This is a genomic window from Paraburkholderia sp. MM5496-R1, assembly GCF_050436205.1.
GTDB lineage: Bacteria > Pseudomonadota > Gammaproteobacteria > Burkholderiales > Burkholderiaceae > Paraburkholderia > Paraburkholderia tuberum.
Genome location: NZ_JBNDLT010000003.1, coordinates 870,023 through 886,951, shown reverse-complemented (window position 1 = coordinate 886,951; position 16,929 = coordinate 870,023). Strand labels below are relative to the sequence as shown.

The window sequence follows — 16,929 nt, the reverse complement described above, 5'->3', positions numbered from 1 at the left end:
GGAGCAACACCATGGCCAAGAGTCAATTACGCAGCACTCGCGAAGCGAAAAAGCCCAAGCAACCCGCGAAGCCGTCAGTGCCGGCAAAGCCGTTCAGCACGGTTCGTTCGCGGGTTGCGAACGAAGGTGTCGCCAAGAAGAAGACGTAAATCGGTTGGCCGCGGACACGCGGCACAGCGATCACATGCAACTTGTAACGTTCACCGCAGTAAAATTGATATCTCCACATTGAAGGCGCAAACCGCTTCGGGAGGTGCATCATGATCCATCACCACTCGGACCCCACTTTTCGTGGGCTTCCGCTCACGGCCGAGCAAGACTCGGAAATTCGTCATTACCTGAACAGGAAGGCCAAGCTGGGCAAGCCATGGAATACTCCCGAGCTGCGCGGGATGCTTGAGGACATGCTGCTGCCGCCAAGTACCGAAGACGACAGCGAGAGCGATATTCCGGGCGACGCGTCGAGCGCCGCTGAGCGCGCAGCCGCGTTCGTCGATCAGGACATGGAACCAATCGAGGCGTATGAGGAATTGCATGCCGCGATGGAAGCCGAAAGCATGAAAGGCGATCCGCACTAGCGGGAGCGCTCCGCGCAGGTAGTGAGCGTGCAACCCGGTCCATCTGAGGCGTAGAACGAAGGACGACACATGGCACTCAGTTTTTCCAACCCCAGCCGCAGCTATGATGGGATCAGGCATGGCGTGTGGTTCTGGGGATACGACAAAGCACGCGAGATTACCTTCTTTGTGGAAGACCGCGTACTGAAGCATTTCGACTCCGCCCTCGGTACTGACGAAGCGGAGGTGCTGGCCTCCTTCGACCGGAATCGCAACGAGATCCTGAAGGTCGCCATGACCCTCTATGCCGAGGGGCCGCAGACTCTCTACACGCTGCACTGAAGCTTCATCCGGTCACCCATGCTGAATAAGTTGATCCAGTTCAGGCGATCAACGCGTTTTCATACAGGCTCGATCCGCTGCTGCCCGTCGACGGCTTCCGCATCCTCAGGCTGTTTTTGATGCACTTCGGCCAGTCTCCGGGGCGATCGCTGACGACTTCTCGACCGTAGTCGACTCTTGATATCAGGACTGGCAAGGCAGTTATAAGTCTCCTTTGCCTGCCTACATTTGTGCATCCACGACCTGGAAGGTCGGGATGCAGGACACCTTGCACTTTAGAGGCCCTACCATTGGTAGCGCACGCCGAGATCGCCCGCGACGCCACTACGGCGGACATTGCTGTCTCCACTCACGGCAAACTGGTAGCCGAACTGTCCGTAAAGGTTCAGCCGCTCCTTGAGCCTGGCGGTGACACCGCCGGCGAGCTCCAGTCGCGTGGCCTGCACATTCAGCGGCACCCGGTCATTGGCGAAGGTCGTGGTGGCCTCGGCATTGAAATCCCGCCACAGGTTGGCACGCACATACGGCTGCCACACCGCTCCCTGGCTGCCTTCGATGGTCCACTTCCCGCGCACGCCGAGGCGGCCACTCGCGCCCGAAGTGGAGCCGAGGGAGACTTCACCCAGACCATCGTTCGCGTCGGAAAACGACACGTGCTGCCAGATGATCTGCGCCTGCGGCTCCAGCTCGAAACCCGGGCCGAGCGGCAGCGGGATCGGATAGCCCCCCTCGAGTGATGTCGCGAAGCCCGTACCCCGGACCGGCAGATTCGCAAACTGAGTGGTCGCGGCGCCGTCGTAGTGCGTACCCTGCACAACCGCATCGACATACCAGCCACTGGGGCCGTAGTCCGTCCAGTAGCCTCCGCCTGTATATGCATTCAGATGCATTGAGCCGGTGTGCTCCAGCGTGTATCCGGTTGCCGCTGCGTTGGTGACCAGGCCATCGACATCTGCACTGCCGTAGCCGTATGCAAAGTAGACGCCTGCAGCGTCGCGATGACCGGGCCAGACGCTTCCACGCCATAGGTCGAGACCGGTCTGCACGCCTCCGACTCCGCCGCTCACGCGCGGATCGGTGTAAGCCTCGTAGCGGTTGTCGATCTGGCCGCCGAACACGCGTCCCCAGGCGGAGCTTGCCCAGCCCGAGCCGCCCGCGCCGCCGCTCTCCGTCGTGAGCGTGTCGCCGATGCGCTCATGGAGCGTCCCGAGCATCTCGACACCCATCTGCCGGGCGACCGGTTGAACTACGCCATAGGTGGCCAGTTCCGGCCCGATGATCGGGTAGACGCCTGGCGGCAGCGGATCCGGTGGGGGCTCGGTGCCAGGTCCAGTTTCCGGTTCCTCTTCGCTTCCCCCCGGTGGGGGCGGCACCACGAACGACGAGCGCAGAAACCAGTCCTCGGGATTGCTGCTGTTGACGCCACCGCGAAACAAACGATAGTCTTCGGCGCCACCGCGCCTCGCCGACGAGCGAAAAGGCGTCCGACGCCGTGGTGCCACCGTTGGTTGTCTCGACGACGAGAATGCCGTTCCCCGTCGTCAATCCACCGGAGCCGCCTGCGTTCGTGATACGTACGGCTGAAGGGTCGGCGCTGCCGCCGTTGATGATGAGTCTGTCCGACGGCGAGCCATCCAGACCGAGGAACGTGCGCAGCGCGAGCGTGCCGCCGGCACCCACGAAATTTTTGACAGTCATCGCACCGAATTGCCCTGCCGGGAGCCCGAAGCCCGGCTCAACCGTTCCGGCATTAGTGACGGTGTTCAAGTCCGTTCCTGTACCGCCCAGGGTTCCGTTCGCCTCCACATTGACCGGCGACTGCAACGAGCCGGTCAGATTGAGCACGCCATCGCGAACGTTGGTCGGACCAGTAAAGGTGTTCTGGCCGGATAACGTGAGCACGCCGTTGCCGGCCTTGGCCAGTGCCCCGCTTCCGGAGAGCACGCCGGACCATGTCGCGCCCATGCCGTTGGTGTCGATGGTCGACGTCGTGCCTCCGACCAGCGTTGCGTTGACGCCTGCGCTCAGCGCCGAACCCACCACCTGTATCGTTCCTCCACCGAGATTGAATGCATAGGTGCCACCCAGATTGTTGAAGTCGCCGAACAGCGAACTTCCGCCAATCTGCAGTGTGCCGCCCGACAGGTTATACGTGCCGTTGCCGGCCGCCGCGAGGAACAGTCTCGACGCGCTGCCGATTGCAAGGGTACCGCCGGTCTGGTTGATCGTACCGGTGCCCTGGCTACCCGTGGACGTGACGTTCGAGCCGATGAACAGCGTCCCATTAGCCACGTTGAAGGTGCCGCCGCTCAGATTGAGCGTGCCGCTGCTCGGGTTGCCTTGCGTATTGCGGCCGAGCGTCATGAAGTCGGTGGTGCTGTTGCCGAATGTGACCGTTCCGCCCGCCAGGTTGTAGGTGCCCGTACCGCCCTGGTTGCCGATGTTCAGCGACACCGGCGTGCCCGGCATACCGAAGACGACGTTGCCCGCGGTCTGCGTAACCGTGCCCGTGCCGCCGAAGTCGCCGACCTGGAGCGCGGAGTTGAACGTGAGCGTGCCGCCGCTCACGTTCAACGTGCCAGACGACGTCGATCCGGGAAGAGTTGGGGCATTGCCCAGGCCCAGCGAAAGATAGTCGATGGCGGCGTCGCTGCTCGTCGCCGCCAGTCCACCGCCAATCACGAATGCGGAGCCCCCCCGGATTCTTGCGCCGTCGATCGTCAGTGTTCCGCCGCCCGTTTTGACAAACTGGCCTTGTTGCGACGTTGGATCGCTCGCAACGCCAGCATTGTTGATCGTGCCGGAGAAGCTGGTGCTCGTGTTATCGGTGCCAACAAACAGGACGTTGTTGGCGGGGGTGTCGATCGTTTCGCTCCCGGAGAGATTGGGCCGTTCAGTCACCGTCTGCTGCGCCAATGCCGGCACGGGTGCCAGGCCCATGAGCCATATGGCATGGAGGGTGCAGAAAGAGTTGAGTCGCTGGTGCCGCGTCGTCAGCGGAATCGTCAATCGACCGTGCGCGCCGCCGGCCAACGTGCTTAACGATGCGCGATGAATCGCTCTTGCCGCCACGACGACCCTCCGTTACCTGCCGGTGGAAGTTTGCCAGGTCAAGCGAGCTTGACTTCGGGAGACCGACCCATCGACGTTGACTTTGGAAAGCATCTCCCCGAACAGTCGTTGCCTTACTGGTTGTGCGCACGCGATTGAGTTGTTGCCAAGTTCTGCTAAGGGTAGGTAGGCAGATTGATTTGTCAAGAATTAACCTGGAAGGCTTCGATTGCGGTCCTGTCATGCGAGCTACCAACGGCTCGCCACCCGAGAAAACCGCCTGAGCATATCGTCGTGTGCCGATGGATCTCCGCTTTCCAGATTGCCACTGACGTTTGACTGTCCCGGCGATGCTCCCGGTGAGCGGCTCCTCGCGGCCGAGCGCAGCCGTTTACCAACCGCGCAACAACCCGGTGATACTTCGGCATCCACTCAGTCAGATCGCGCCCGCCTCAGTTAGAGATGCCTCGGACCCGCCGCGATGCCTCCCGCATCCGTTGGGACTTCTGCTTTCCCAACCATTGCAGCGATTCCCGCACGACCTCGGGCGGAACCTCATTGAATGACGCGCTGCGAATCAGCGCCTCGCTTGCGGCAATGTCGTTGAACTGCCCCAGCTTGTTCTGCACGGATGTCAATTCCTTGATGGTGCGACCGTGTCCGCCTTTGATAACGGGTTGAAAAAACTCCAGCAGGTACCTCAGTTTTTTGCCTGCCTTTCGAACGTCGTGAAGATCCTGCTCGTGGGTGTCCTCGCTGCGTGCAGCGCGTCTGCTTCGCTTTTGAAGTGCACGCCGCGCTAGCCGGACACGCTTCTCGGCGAACGCCTGAATGGGTAGATTGTCGCAACGCGACAGCAGTGTGGTTTGCGCGCGAAACATGACATCGTTCAGAAACGCCTCGACATCGTCGCTTTTGATCATCGTCCGGCTATGCACCACCGCCTGCGCGCGCTTCTCGCGCGCCGCGGCCACCAGCAGTTCGATCGAGGCGCCGGACTCCTTGGCTGCTCTCAGCAGATCGCCTGCTATGTCCCAGTCACGGGTTCGGCCTGCCACGGCCGCAAGACGCTTGAATTCTTCGGTGGCTTGCGCAGTCGATTCCTCTCCGAGGTATGGAGAGTACGCCCAGTACAAAGCCCGAAGCTTTCTGAAAGCGACGCGAAGCTGATGAAACCCTTCTGCATCGCTCTGCGTGGATAGCTCTCTTGCCCTTTGCACGGCTTCGGCCACCACTGGCGCCGCCAGCGATGAGAAGGTACTGGCGATGGAACTCGTTTTTGAAAGTGATGAACCGGCCGTCCGGCGGTTGACTTTGAAGAGAGTGTTTGGCCGTGGCAAGGACCAGTCACCATCCATATCCATTGCAGCCTCGAGTCGGATAGAAATTCATTTGCCGAGACCTTACCATAGCGACCCTCGAGCGCCGAGATTGTGACGCGGTGATGACATACATTAAGCTGCCGCGCGTCCGCTGTCCTCGTTTCGAAACATTACCGGCTTCTGCTGTTCTGTATTAGGATGCTCAACTATGTCTGGCAACGCCCGATACGCCGCCGTGTGGTGCGCGTCTTGAGAGCATCTGGGGCATAAGTGGGAGTTCGGTTTGAAGAAACGCGCCACCGTGATCTGTCGCAGAGGTAAGCGAATCCTTCTGGTCGCACGTAGTCAAGCAAAGTGGGCTTTACCGGGCGGGATCCTCAAGCGTGGAGAACATCGCACGGACGCCGCACTTCGGGAACTCAAGGAAGAAACTCAACTATCCGGCAAGTCGGCCAAGCATCTCTTCGACTTCCGTGGCAAGCAGAAGCACCATCACGTGTTTTCCTGCGAAATCCCGAATCGGGCCAAAGCTCGCCCGAGTAACGAAATATCCAGGTGTCGCTGGGTTCACATGGACGAGATCCGTCGCCTCATGACCAGCGGGCCGACGACCGATATCGTGAAGCTCATGTATCAGCGGCGCAGGAAGTAGCCCAGACCTTCAACTGATACCCCGGCGTCCGATTGCACTGCCAGGAACTAAACAAGCGAGGCCGGCGTACCAGCCTCGTTCAGAATTTCGAAAGCCCGAAAAACTACGCCGCGAACTTGAGCGCCTGTGCGAAATCCGCAATCAGGTCGTCGATATCCTCGATGCCCGCGGACAGCCGCAGCATGCCGTCGGAAATGCCCATCGCCTTGCGCGTTTCCGGCCCGGCTTCGAAAAAGATCGTCGGCGCGACGGGAATGATCAGCGTGCGCGTGTCGCCGAGACCGGTCGCCTTGACCGGCAGCTTGAGCGCGTTGACGACTTCGACCATGCGATCCACGTTGAGTAATTCGAACGACAACAGCCACGACGCGCCCTTGAACAGCGTCTGTGCGATCTCGTATTGCGGATGGCTCTTCAGGCCAGGATAGAACACGTTGCCGATCGCTTCGTGCCCTTCGAGAAACTGCGCGAGCGCGAGCGCATTGTCGCTGCTTTGCTTCACGCGCAAGGCGAGCGTTTCCGCGCCCATCGCGATCGAGTGCGCCTGCTCGGACGACAATGCCGCGCCCATGTCTCGCAGGCCTTTCTTGCGGATCTGCAGCAGCCCCTGATCCTTTGCCGCCGAACGCCGATAGTCGTCGGCGATATTCGGATACGCGCTCCAGTCGAACAGACCGGTATCCGTCACCGCGCCGCCGAGGGCCGCGCCATGACCCGCGATAGTCTTCGTCAGCGAGTTGATGACGAGGCTCGCGCCGACCGCCTTTGGCTTGAACAATGCGGGCGAGGTAATCGTGTTATCGACGAAGTACACGATGCCGCGCTCACGGCACACGTCACCGATACCTTGCAGGTCGGGAATCTGCGTGCCCGGATTCGCGATGGTTTCGACGAACACCATGCGCGTATTCGGCCGGATTGCGTTCTTCACGTCGTCGACGTTGCACGCGTCGACGGTCGTGACTTCGACGCCGAGCCCCCGCAACGTGCCGAACAGACTGTTGGTGTTGCCGAACACGTAACGGCTCGACACGAGATGATCGCCCGCGCGCAGCAGCGTCAGGAACGTCGCGGTGATGCCGGCCATGCCTGTGCTGAAGCAGACCGTGCCGACGCCTTCTTCGAGGCTGGTGATCTTGCGCTCGAGCGCGGCGGTGGTGGGCGTGCCTTGCCGTGCGTAATTGAAGCCGCCTTTCTTCGTGCCCTGGAACACGCCGATCAGGTCCTCGACGCGCTCGAAACCATATTGCACGGACGTATGAACTGGCTGACGCAAGGCACCGTGCTCCGTGCCCGCAATTCTGTCGCCGTGAACGATGCCAGTGGTGAAACCTTGCTTGTCCATTCCTTCTCCGCTTTTTTAGATCGATTGCTTCCAACCGATTATCACCTGTAACCGCTCGCCGGCGAAGTCCTTGGCGTCCCGTCCGGCGGCGCGGGACACCCCGAATGGGCAAAACCCGCTCCGCGATGTCGCGCTGCGGGGTTGACTAGCCTCGGTGGCACGAACAGGCTCTAAGTCTTCATCGACCAGCACGGGAGCGAACGTGGCCGACCCTGATCATCCTGGTAGCAAGCCGAGGACGGCGCACATCATCGCCGCGCAGGCGAGCCCGTGCGACGAGCTCGTCATCCGCACGCAGCCCGTCACGACCGGCCGCCCGTGCCGGCGCAAGCGCCTCGCGCTGGCCGCGACGATCGGTGGTTCGAGCATGGCGTTCATCGATGGCTCCGTCGTCAACGTCGCGCTGCCGGCCATTCAGAGCGAACTCGGCGCGAGCGTCGCGGCGATGCAGTGGGTCGTCAACGCGTATCTGCTGTTTCTCGGCTCCCTCGTGCTGGTCGGCGGATCGATGGGCGACAAGCTCGGCCGGCGCACGGTGTTCATCGCGGGCGTCGCGCTTTTCACGCTGGCGTCGGCCGCTTGCGGGTTTGCACCGAATACCTTTGCGCTGGTCGCCGCGCGCGCGGTTCAAGGCATCGGCGCGTCACTGCTGGTACCCAGCAGTCTCGCGATCATCGGCGCGGTGTTCGACGACGCAGCGCGCGGACGGGCAATCGGCACCTGGGCGGGCGTCGGCGCGATCACCTCGGCCGTGGGGCCGGTGGCGGGCGGCTGGCTCGTCGACGCGTGGTCGTGGCGCGCGATCTTCTTCCTGAACGTCCCGCTCGCGGCGCTGACGATCGCGCTCGCCATATCGGCGGTGCCCAACAGCCACGGAGCCGATGCGCCTGGACAGCTCGACTGGCCCGGCGCACTGAGCGCAGCCACGGGCCTTGCCGCGCTGACGTTCGGCCTGACCGAAGCATCGGCGCGTGGCTTCGCGCATCCGCTCGTATTCTGTGCGATTGGCGCCGGCGTGCTGATGCTCGCCGCATTCGTGACCATTGAGGCGCGCAGCCCCAACCCGATGATGCCGCTCGACCTGTTTCGCTCGCGCGACTTCGCCGGCGCCAACCTCGTCACACTGCTGCTTTACTTCGGCCTTGGCGGCACGTTCTTTTTCCTGCCGTTCACGTTGATCCGCGCGCATGGCTACACCGCGACCGAAGCGGGAGCGGCGCTGTTGCCGGTGCCTTTTATCATCGGTTTGCTATCGCGCTTCACAGGCGGTCTGACTAGCCGCTTCGGTTCGCGCGCGCTGCTGACCATTGGCCCGGGCGTCGCCGGCGTCGGGTTCACGTTGCTGGGGCTGCCGTTCGTGCGCGGCAGCTATTGGGCTGAATTCTTCCCTGCGCTCGTCGTGCTCGGGCTTGGCATGACGATCACCGTCGCGCCGCTTACCACGACCGTGATGGGCGCGGTGCCGAGCGACCGCACAGGCGTGGCGTCCGGCATCAATAACGCCGTTGCGCGCGTGGCGGGCCTGCTGGCGATTGCGGTGCTCGGCATCGTATTCGTGTGGTCGCACCACGCGGCGCTATCGGCGCGCCTCGACGAACTGCATGTGCCGCAAGATACGCGCCAGATCGGACAACTGCTGGCGCCGGTCGAGCAAGCGGGAGGGGCGGCGGGCGACTCGCATACGCCGCGCGAGACATCCGTGGCGCGCGCGCAAGCCGATGCGATGACCGACGCGCTGCGGGCCGTCGCGCTCGTCTGCGCCGCGTGTGCGTTCGCCGGAGCGGGGCTTGCGATGGCCACCATCCAGCCGCTGAAACGGCCGGCGGTGGCGCGCCCGGAGTGAGATACGAAACTCAGTGGTGAACAGGCCGCACCGGGGACCCCGTCGGCCGGATCACCGCGGCCGCTCGCGCCTCGATTCTTGCCGCCGACGAAGTCGGTTGATGTGGCGCGCTGTCGTACCCGTTCATTTGTTCATCGATGACGAAATCCGCGACTCTCATCGCGTCCATCGCGTTGCCGTCCACGTCGTTCCACTCGCGAATCGCGCGATTGACCTTGGTTAGTGCGGTGACAGCAAGCAGTATGGCGTCGGTCTCGGTGATCTTGCCTTCGAGATCATCTACGAGGTAGTCCGCAACACGTAGAGCCGCGCCGATCAGATTGCTGTCGTCGCTCAAGTCCGTCATTACCGCATGAACCACTGCGAGGCAAGCATCTTTGCGTGCAAGTGCGATGTCTGTCATGAGGTTCTCCAGAGTCGAGGTGCAAACACAATTTATTCCGGGTGCTCCCTGCATGTCGAACGCGCCCACCGCGAAGCCGCCACCGCGTTGCCTTTACCAGCGCTGGTGGACGTGCGGCGCGATATGGCGCTGATACACATCCCGGACCCGTTGCATTACCTCGTCGGACAGCGGCGCGAGGCTCGCGGCCGAGACGTTCGACGCCGCCTGGGCCGCGTTTTTACTGCCCGGGATGATGACGGAGACGGCATCCTCCATCAGGATCCAGCGCAGAGCCAGCTGCGCCATGGAGGCGTTCACGGGTACCAGGCCGCGCAGTTCATCGACCGCTTGCAACGCGACGTCGTAGGGCACGCCGGAGAACGTTTCGCCGACGTCGAACGCCTCGCCATGCCGATTGAATGCACGATGGTCGTCTGATGCAAAAGTCGAATCGGCAGACATCTTGCCCGTGAGCATGCCGCTGGCCAGAGGCACTCGCGCGATGACCGCAACGTCTTTCTTTTGCGCTTGCCTGAAGAACAGATTGGATGGACGCTGACGGAACATGTTGTAGATGATCTGCACCGAAACCACGTTCGGATATTCGATCGCCTTCAGCGCTTCTTCCACCTTTTCGACCGACACGCCGTAGTAGCGGATCTTGCCGGCGGCGACGAAGTCGTTCATTGCGTCGAACACCTCGGGACGGTAGTAAACCTCCGTCGGCGGGCAATGCAGCTGGACCAGGTCGAGCGTGTCGACGCCGAGATTCGAGCGACTCCGGTCGATGAAAGCTTCGAGCTCGCGCTTGTTCAGATAGCCGCCGGTCACATGCGGGTCGAGTCGGCGCCCGAGCTTGGTGGCGACAATCGGACGTTCGCCGCCTCGTTGCCGCAGCACGTCGCGGATGATCCGTTCGGAGCGACCATCGCCGTAGACATCGGCCGTGTCGATGAACGTGACACCGTTATCGAGCGCGGCATTTAGCGCGGCCTTGGCGTCATCTTCCGCAACACTGCCCCACGAGCCGCCGATCGCCCATGCCCCAAAACCGATTTCCGACACATTCCAGCCGGTACGACCAAATTTTCTCGTCGAAAGCGTCATTTGGATGCTCATCCTCTATTTTTTTAGCGAAGTTGCGTCGCAGGTGGTTCATGACCCTTGCGGGAGCGCCGGCGACCTTTGTACATAGTGTAGCAAGCGGGCAGGGCCGTTGAAGTAGGGTATGCGTCCGGGCGGAATCGATGATCACCCGCGCGATGCGATGAAGTATGATTTCCACGGCATCGAAGCGGCCGCTCCGACAACAGGACGTGAAACCCGGATGAAGGAGGCGTGATGACAACCAACGCAGGTTCTGACGGCACCGCGAACGACGGGCTCGGCGGCACTCGCACAAGTGCACGGATTCCGGCCATCGCACCATCGCGAACCGCGCTTGTCGTCATGCACTACCAGACCGACATTCTCGGACTCTTTCCGTCGGTCGCGCCCGCCTTGCTCGCCAATACGCGCAGCTTATGCGACGCGGCCCGGGCCAAAGGCGTCAGCGTCTATTTCGCCAACCTCAGGTTCAGTCCGGGCTATCCGGAAGTCAGCCCGTTGAACAGGAATGGGCAGGGAATCAAAAGTCTTGGCCTCTTCCTCGCAGACCGGATCGCGCCAGAGTTGGGCCAGCAGGCCAACGAACCGCTCGTCATCGCGCATCGTGCGAGCGTGTTCTTCGGCACCGATCTGGAGGCGAAGCTTTCGGAGCAAGGTATCGATTCGCTGATCATGGTCGGCATCGCGTCGACCGGAGTCGTGCTCTCCTCGGTCGCGTACGCCAGCGACGCGGACTTCCGCCTGTATACGGTGAAGGATTGCTGTTACGACCCGGACCAGGTGGTCCACGAGCATCTGTTTTCTACCGCATTCGATTCACGCACAACGGTGCTGTCACTGGCGGACGCGTTACTGCTGCTCGCGTAGACCAATATCGCCAGCTCGATTACGTCTTTCCCCGGCGTTCCGTTGGTTTCGCTACGAATAAACCCCGCTATCGCAGCAGCGCTTTCGGGCCGCCCGGCGTGACCGAGTAACCGTCGGTGCATGCCGTATTCGGCGATCACGATGAGTTACTCGCCACATCGGCATATGATTTGCTGGCTGATACTGGAAGAGAAACCAACCGGATGACAAAACGTGGCGCCGAAAACAACGGGCATCGCCCCGCTCCAGATGTTCGAAAGCGTCGTGATCCGGTTATACGACGGCGGCGTCCTGTCGCCGGCCGTGCTCGAACGTGTGATCGGCGCCTTCGCGCAAGCGGATGTCGACTGGCATGACACGGTGGAGGGCCGCTCCGTCGACGGTCGTTCACTGTACGAAATCGTCGCGCTGACGATGCTGCCGGGACAACCTGTCCGATCGGCATCGGCATCGTTCATGACCGTGATCGAACACATCGCGGGCGTCGCGCCGGATACGGACGAGAAAGCAGCGCAGCCAAAAACCGCGCGACGCAAAAAAACCGCGCCGCCCGTGGATGAAACGGACGCGGAGTCGGAGTCCGAATCGCAAGAACTGCTTGCGCAATTGTCGGGCGACGGACGATCCAGCAAGCGCCGCCGCGCGACCGAACAGGATCGGCCGGCGGGTTCGCGCGGGTATAACCCGTTCGTCAACGCACGGCCACCGCGTTCGAAGAAGCCGTGACGCTGGTTGCCTTCGTCGACAGGAACGGTCGTTGGCCCGACCCGATTGATTCCCCCGCTGCCGTACACTATCCGCTGGCCGCATCGCCCGCTGCCCGCCAGCTCCAACCCATGCCCACTCCACTCAGTCTCGCCAACTGGCTAATCGCCCGCCGCGATGCCGAAACCGGCATCGAGAGCCTGCGCGCGCATTTCGGCGGTCACGCCTACGATCCGCACGATCACGACGGCATGTTGATCGGCTATACCGAGCAGGGCGTGCAACGCTTCCAGTGTCATCGGTCGTTGCACACGAGCGTGCCGGGCCGCGCGATCCTGATCGAGCCCGGCGCGCTGCACGACGGTCACGCGCCAGAGGCGGCCGGCTTCACCTACGCGATGCTGTATCTGCCGCAAGCCTGGGTCGAGCGCGCGGCGCGGCGGCTCGATCTGCCGGGACTGGCCGGCGTCGAGGCGGCGTTCGGCCATACGCTGGTCGACGACCGTGCGCTCATCGATGCGATCGGCCAGGCCTTCGCCGCGATCTACGGCAACGAGGGCCGGCTCGCGCGCGACCAGACGCTCGATCGTCTGCTGCTGCAACTCGGCGCCCAGCTACGCGATGCGCCGCTGACCGGCGACCCCGCCGCGTCACCTGCGATCACGCGGGTGCGCGATCTGTTGCACGAACACATGGACGGCAATCTCGGGCTCGACGAACTCGCCGAAGTTGCCGGCATCGACCGGTTCAGGTTGACGCGTCTGTTTCAGCGCGCGTTCGGCACCTCGCCGCACGCGTATCTGGTGCGCTTGCGCCTGCGCGCCGCGCGGCGCCTGCTCGCGACCGGCCGCACGCCCGCGCAGGTCGCCGCCGAAGTCGGCTTCGCGGATCAGAGCCATCTCGGCCGCTGGTTTCGTCGGGCGTACCGCATGACGCCGGCGGCGTACCGGCAGATGTGCACAAACGTTCCAGACTGATCGCGCGGCATCGTCGATCATGAGCGGCTCAACGAGGAGTCATCATGTTCGATACCAAAGTGGCGCTGATCGTGCGCAGCGATCTCGCGGTCTGGCAGAAGCTCAATGTGGTCGCGTTTCTCGCGACCGGTGTGGCGGCCGCGGCGCCCGATGCGCTGGGTGAACCCTACGAGGATGCCGCCGGGCACCGCTACGGCCGCATGCTCGGCCAGCCGATGATGGTGTTCGCCGCCGACCGGTTCGGTCTGCAGGGCGCGCATCGGCAGGCGTTGTCGCGCGAGCTCGGAATTGTGCCGTATGTGCACGCGATGTTTTCGACGGGGCATGACGCGGCGAATCGCGCAGTCTTTCGCGCCGAGGACGCGGCGAATCTCGATCTCGTCGGTCTCGCACTGCACGGACCGAAGAAAGCCGTCGATAAGGCCGTGAAAGGTTTGGCCTTGCACGAATGAGTCAACGAGTGCGCGAGCCGCTCGATTGTCGACGGTACTCGCGCCGAACTCTAAAAGAAAAACGTTTGCCGCGCCGGACGCGAATTGCGTTAAAAAAGGCTTATTCGGAGAATGCACGGGGCATATCCAAAGGGCATAGATCAGAAAGGCACAAGTAACGCACCCCCTCAATAGCGGATCGTGCCGCCATCGTGGCAATGCGATTGCAAGTCGTTGTCGAGAAACGAATTGTCGGCGATTGCCCCCGTGCGCTCGCCAACTCGTTTCAAATGGTACTTTGCAAAAACGGCTTTCTACAGCACGGACATGCTCGCAAGAAATCCTTGCATATACGTTTCATCCTGAATTTGAACTCAGTCAGAATTGAACGTGTTGATGTTACACTGCAACCCGCTGGAGCCATTCTGGCAAAGGGCTTTGGTGTTTCCAGCTCAACTGTGGTTTGAAACGCGTCCACGACTTGTCGCCGGTGTCGTGCGTGCGGCAGCCATTCACTGGACTTCTCCAACACCCTGCTGCGTTCCCGGATTCCTCAGGTACTAATACCGTGTACTCTCAAACGCAAATCGACCCGGTGATCAGCTTCCGCAACTCGCAGCGCGAGCACGTGCGTGGGACGATCATTAACCTCCAGAGAAAGTCTTTGGTCATGGAGGTCTATAACCCCTATTCCATCGTGCAGGTCAGCGAGGTGTTAAGCGAGCTGAGCGTGCGCATGGGCACCAAGAATGCCTATCTCGGCAAGGCGGTGGTGGTGAGTCTGGTGAACACCGGTCTGACCGCGGTGGTTTCGCTGGCACTCATCGACGAATGGCGCGAGCTTAGCGTTCTGCCCAATGAAGCGAAATCGGTCGGCCGGGAAGCAGAACTCTTTATTAGCGACTGGGACGCGCGCTTCAATATCCGGCGCGACTATCAGATCGTCGTGAACGAGATGCGCGCATTCCTGTCGGAAGTGTCGCGCTGGGTCGAGCAGGTCGACCTGACCGAGAGCTTGCCGAAGACCGAAGAAGGCAGGCTGCGCGAGGACCTGTTCTACGAGCTCGCCACGCCGATCATGCTCAAGATCAAGTTCTTCCTCGACCGCCTGGAGGAAGAGGCCGAGCGCGTCGACGCCGAGACCGCACCCGTGCATCGCACGTATGCGCAAGCGGCACTGCATCCGTTGCTGCTGCGCGCGCCATTCGTCTACCGCACGTTCACCAAGCCGCTCGGCTATGCCGGCGACTACGAGATGGTCAACCAGATCCTTAGCGATCCGCAGCAGGGACCGACCACATACTTCCAGATCGTCAATACCGCGTTCCTGCACGCGGCGGTCGCGACTGCGCACCGCAACCGCATCACGCTGCTGATCGACTTTCTGACGCGTCAGGCCGAAGCGGCGCGCGCTGCCGGCAGGCCGTTGCGCATCCTCAACGTCGGTTGCGGGCCCGCTTTCGAGATCCAGCGCTTCGTGCGCGAATATCCGCATCCGGAGCTGCTGTCGTTCGAGCTGGTCGACTTCAGCGAGGAAACGCTGGCGTTTACGAAGGACGCGATCGAAAGCTCGGCGAATGCCGCGGGCCATAAAGCCTCGGTGCAAATGGTGCATCAGTCGGTGCACGATCTGCTCAAGCGTAAAATTTCAACGGACCCCTCCGCGCGCGAATTCGACGCGGTGTACTGCGCGGGTCTGTTCGACTATCTGTCGGACAAGGTCTGCGCGCGTCTCCTGAGTTACTTCGCCGCTCGCACGCGAGCTGGCGGCCAGTTGCTGGTCACCAACGTCCATTCGGCGAATCCGGAGAAGTACGGGATGGAGCATCTGCTCGAGTGGTATCTGATTTATCGGAACGAAAGCGGCATGAGCTCGCTGCTTCCCGCCAACTCCACTGACCAGAAGCTCTACGTCGACGAGACCGGGGTGAATGTGTTCGCGGAAGCCACGATCCTCTGAAACCGTGTCGACATCCCTTTTCATGACTACCAGTCCCCTGCAGAGCGGCTATCAAACCGAGCTGGCCGACTTTCGCGTCACGTTCAGCCGGGGCGGCGCGTGCACAGCGATTGCGCTCGTGCTGCTCGGCGTGGGGCTGGATTACGCGCAGTATCCGCAGTATCAGACGTCGTTCGCGCTCGCGCGCCTGCTCGTGTCGTTGATGATCGGCGGTATCATCGCCTTGCTCGACACCAGCATGGGGCGGCGGCTTACTCCATGGCTGACGCTGTCCTGGCTGCTGCTGCCGCAGGCGATGATTTCATGGATGATCTGGCGCACCGATGGTGTTCTGTCGCCCTACTACATGGGCCTGAATCTGGCCATCTTCGCGTCCGGCATTGCGTTGCCATTCGGTCTGTGGCAAAACCTCGTGTGCGTCGGCGTGCTGTCCTGCTTTCTGTATCTGCTGGCCTGCCTGTTGCCTCCGCATGACGGCGTGCCGCTCGGCACGATGACCGTCAATGTTCTGCTCCTTCTGTTCGCCGCTGCCGCAAGTGCGGTCTACACGTTTTTCAACGAACGTGTGCGCTTCATGCTGTTTCGCCTGAAGGCCGAGGTGTCCGAGAAAAACGCGGAGGTCTCCGCGAAGAACGCCGAACTCGAAGTGATCAATCGGCAGTTGCTCGACATCAAGGGCCAACTGCTGCAGCAGGAAAAAATGGCGGCGATCGGTACGCTCGCGGCCGGCCTGCTGCACGAGGTGAACAACCCGGTGAACTTCTGTCTGATGGCAATCGAGGTTGCGCTGGAAGAGCCGATCTCGAAGAAGGAGCCGACGCTGCAGGAATGTCTGGTCGATGCGCGGCAGGGCATGCAGCGGATCCAGCACATCGTGTCGGACCTGAAGACGTTCGCGTATCGCAAGCCCGGCGCCGAGGCGGAGCTGGGCACGCCGTTCCTGTTCGAAAAGGCGCTCGATTCGGCGATCCGGCTCGTCGGGCATGAATTGCGGGGCGTCACCGTCACGCGCGAGCTGCCCGCGGATACGCTGGTGCAGGGCGACGAGGCGGCCATCATCGGCGTGCTGATCAACCTGCTGTCGAATGCGGTGCTGGCGATGCGCAAGGCGGGCACGCCCGCGCCGGCGATTCATGTCAACGTCAGATGGACCGAAGACCGCCTGCATGTGACGGTAAAAGACAACGGGCCGGGCATCGCGCCGGAGCATCTCGCGCGCGTGTTCGAGCCATTTTTTACCACCCGCGAAGTGGGACAAGGCCTGGGCCTCGGGCTGTCGATCAGCTATGCGGTGATCGAGCGTCATGGCGGCCTGCTGTTTGCTGAGAGCGAGCAGGGAAGTTGGGCGTCATTCAGTTTCGATCTGTCGCCCGCACCCTGAGAAA

At 62.1% G+C, this 16,929-nt stretch carries 15 protein-coding genes and 1 pseudogene; 10 read left to right on the top strand and 6 right to left on the bottom strand.

Annotated features, from left to right (window positions below; all coding sequences use genetic code 11):
* The first annotated feature begins 260 nt into the window (after positions 1-260).
* Together OKW38_RS30350 and OKW38_RS30345 are read left to right on the top strand one after the other, a co-directional pair.
* Entirely contained in the window at positions 261-578 is a 318-nt protein-coding gene (locus tag OKW38_RS30350) for a hypothetical protein (RefSeq protein WP_090807765.1), read from the top strand.
* A gap of 69 nt (positions 579-647) precedes the next feature.
* On the top strand, positions 648-899 hold the full coding sequence (locus OKW38_RS30345; RefSeq protein WP_018425166.1) for a DUF1488 domain-containing protein: 252 nt from the start codon (positions 648-650) through the stop codon (positions 897-899).
* Positions 900-1,183: 284 nt separating this feature from the next.
* On the opposite strand, the gene OKW38_RS30340 is transcribed toward OKW38_RS30345, so the two are convergent.
* From OKW38_RS30340 to OKW38_RS30330, 3 genes and pseudogenes are all read right to left on the bottom strand, one after another.
* Positions 1,184-2,401 carry an autotransporter outer membrane beta-barrel domain-containing protein gene (locus tag OKW38_RS30340; protein WP_429364573.1) on the bottom strand — a complete coding sequence of 406 codons (1,218 nt, stop codon included), beginning with the start codon at positions 2,399-2,401 and terminating at the stop codon, positions 1,184-1,186.
* A gap of 19 nt (positions 2,402-2,420) precedes the next feature.
* Positions 2,421-2,864, bottom strand: a pseudogene (locus OKW38_RS30335) (autotransporter-associated beta strand repeat-containing protein); the annotation flags it as partial.
* A gap of 1,538 nt (positions 2,865-4,402) precedes the next feature.
* Positions 4,403-5,314: a CHAD domain-containing protein gene (locus tag OKW38_RS30330; RefSeq protein ID WP_429364571.1), complete on the bottom strand. Its 912-nt coding sequence runs from the start codon at positions 5,312-5,314 to the stop codon at positions 4,403-4,405.
* Between the two features lie 241 nt (positions 5,315-5,555).
* On the opposite strand from OKW38_RS30330, the gene OKW38_RS30325 reads away from it, so the two are divergent.
* Complete coding sequence (locus tag OKW38_RS30325; protein WP_090807757.1) at positions 5,556-5,924, top strand: NUDIX hydrolase; 369 nt, start codon at positions 5,556-5,558, stop codon at positions 5,922-5,924.
* A 103-nt stretch (positions 5,925-6,027) separates the two neighbouring features.
* Here OKW38_RS30325 and OKW38_RS30320 read toward each other — a convergent pair whose 3' ends face one another.
* Positions 6,028-7,269 carry a cystathionine gamma-synthase family protein gene (locus tag OKW38_RS30320; protein WP_429352880.1) on the bottom strand — a complete coding sequence of 414 codons (1,242 nt, stop codon included), beginning with the start codon at positions 7,267-7,269 and terminating at the stop codon, positions 6,028-6,030.
* A gap of 202 nt (positions 7,270-7,471) precedes the next feature.
* Here OKW38_RS30320 and OKW38_RS30315 point away from each other — a divergent pair, with 202 nt between their 5' ends.
* Positions 7,472-9,112 carry an MFS transporter gene (locus OKW38_RS30315; protein WP_429364569.1) on the top strand — a complete coding sequence of 547 codons (1,641 nt, stop codon included), beginning with the start codon at positions 7,472-7,474 and terminating at the stop codon, positions 9,110-9,112.
* Positions 9,113-9,122: 10 nt separating this feature from the next.
* Here the strand turns inward: OKW38_RS30315 and OKW38_RS30310 are convergent, their stop codons facing one another.
* Positions 9,123-9,515, bottom strand: a complete 393-nt coding sequence (locus OKW38_RS30310; protein WP_429364567.1) for a hypothetical protein — start codon at positions 9,513-9,515, stop codon at positions 9,123-9,125.
* 93 nt (positions 9,516-9,608) lie between these two features.
* Positions 9,609-10,604, bottom strand: coding sequence for an aldo/keto reductase (locus OKW38_RS30305; protein ID WP_429364566.1), 996 nt, complete (start codon positions 10,602-10,604; stop codon positions 9,609-9,611).
* 234 nt (positions 10,605-10,838) lie between these two features.
* On the opposite strand from OKW38_RS30305, the gene OKW38_RS30300 reads away from it, so the two are divergent.
* The 6 genes from OKW38_RS30300 (at position 10,839) to OKW38_RS30275 (ending at position 16,925) form a co-directional block, all read left to right on the top strand.
* Complete coding sequence (locus OKW38_RS30300) at positions 10,839-11,471, top strand: isochorismatase family cysteine hydrolase (protein ID WP_429364564.1); 633 nt, start codon at positions 10,839-10,841, stop codon at positions 11,469-11,471.
* A 213-nt stretch (positions 11,472-11,684) separates the two neighbouring features.
* Positions 11,685-12,197 carry a hypothetical protein gene (locus OKW38_RS30295; protein ID WP_429364562.1) on the top strand — a complete coding sequence of 171 codons (513 nt, stop codon included), beginning with the start codon at positions 11,685-11,687 and terminating at the stop codon, positions 12,195-12,197.
* 110 nt (positions 12,198-12,307) lie between these two features.
* Positions 12,308-13,153 (top strand): helix-turn-helix domain-containing protein, encoded by an 846-nt coding sequence (locus OKW38_RS30290; RefSeq protein WP_429364560.1) that lies wholly within the window; start codon positions 12,308-12,310, stop codon positions 13,151-13,153.
* 44 nt (positions 13,154-13,197) lie between these two features.
* Entirely contained in the window at positions 13,198-13,605 is a 408-nt protein-coding gene (locus OKW38_RS30285; RefSeq protein WP_090807737.1) for a DUF2000 domain-containing protein, read from the top strand.
* Between the two features lie 547 nt (positions 13,606-14,152).
* The gene (locus OKW38_RS30280) at positions 14,153-15,544 is read left to right on the top strand and encodes a class I SAM-dependent methyltransferase (RefSeq protein ID WP_090807735.1); all 1,392 of its coding nucleotides are present in this window, start codon (positions 14,153-14,155) and stop codon (positions 15,542-15,544) included.
* A gap of 22 nt (positions 15,545-15,566) precedes the next feature.
* Positions 15,567-16,925, top strand: a complete 1,359-nt coding sequence (locus OKW38_RS30275) for a sensor histidine kinase (protein ID WP_429364558.1) — start codon at positions 15,567-15,569, stop codon at positions 16,923-16,925.
* The last annotated feature ends 4 nt before the right edge of the window (positions 16,926-16,929 follow it).

Excerpts from the sequence above, each read along its gene's own strand:
- OKW38_RS30305 (WP_429364566.1), bottom strand. The coding sequence starts at position 10,604 with ATGACGCTTTCGACGAGAAAATTTGGTCGTACCGGCTGGAATGTGTCG.
- OKW38_RS30330 (WP_429364571.1), bottom strand. The coding sequence starts at position 5,314 with ATGGATATGGATGGTGACTGGTCCTTGCCACGGCCAAACACTCTCTTC.
- OKW38_RS30290 (WP_429364560.1), top strand. The coding sequence starts at position 12,308 with ATGCCCACTCCACTCAGTCTCGCCAACTGGCTAATCGCCCGCCGCGAT.
- OKW38_RS30320 (WP_429352880.1), bottom strand. The coding sequence starts at position 7,269 with ATGGACAAGCAAGGTTTCACCACTGGCATCGTTCACGGCGACAGAATT.
- OKW38_RS30310 (WP_429364567.1), bottom strand. The coding sequence starts at position 9,515 with ATGACAGACATCGCACTTGCACGCAAAGATGCTTGCCTCGCAGTGGTT.
- OKW38_RS30350 (WP_090807765.1), top strand. The coding sequence starts at position 261 with ATGATCCATCACCACTCGGACCCCACTTTTCGTGGGCTTCCGCTCACG.
- OKW38_RS30275 (WP_429364558.1), top strand. The coding sequence starts at position 15,567 with ATGACTACCAGTCCCCTGCAGAGCGGCTATCAAACCGAGCTGGCCGAC.
- OKW38_RS30300 (WP_429364564.1), top strand. The coding sequence starts at position 10,839 with ATGACAACCAACGCAGGTTCTGACGGCACCGCGAACGACGGGCTCGGC.
- OKW38_RS30345 (WP_018425166.1), top strand. The coding sequence starts at position 648 with ATGGCACTCAGTTTTTCCAACCCCAGCCGCAGCTATGATGGGATCAGG.
- OKW38_RS30285 (WP_090807737.1), top strand. The coding sequence starts at position 13,198 with ATGTTCGATACCAAAGTGGCGCTGATCGTGCGCAGCGATCTCGCGGTC.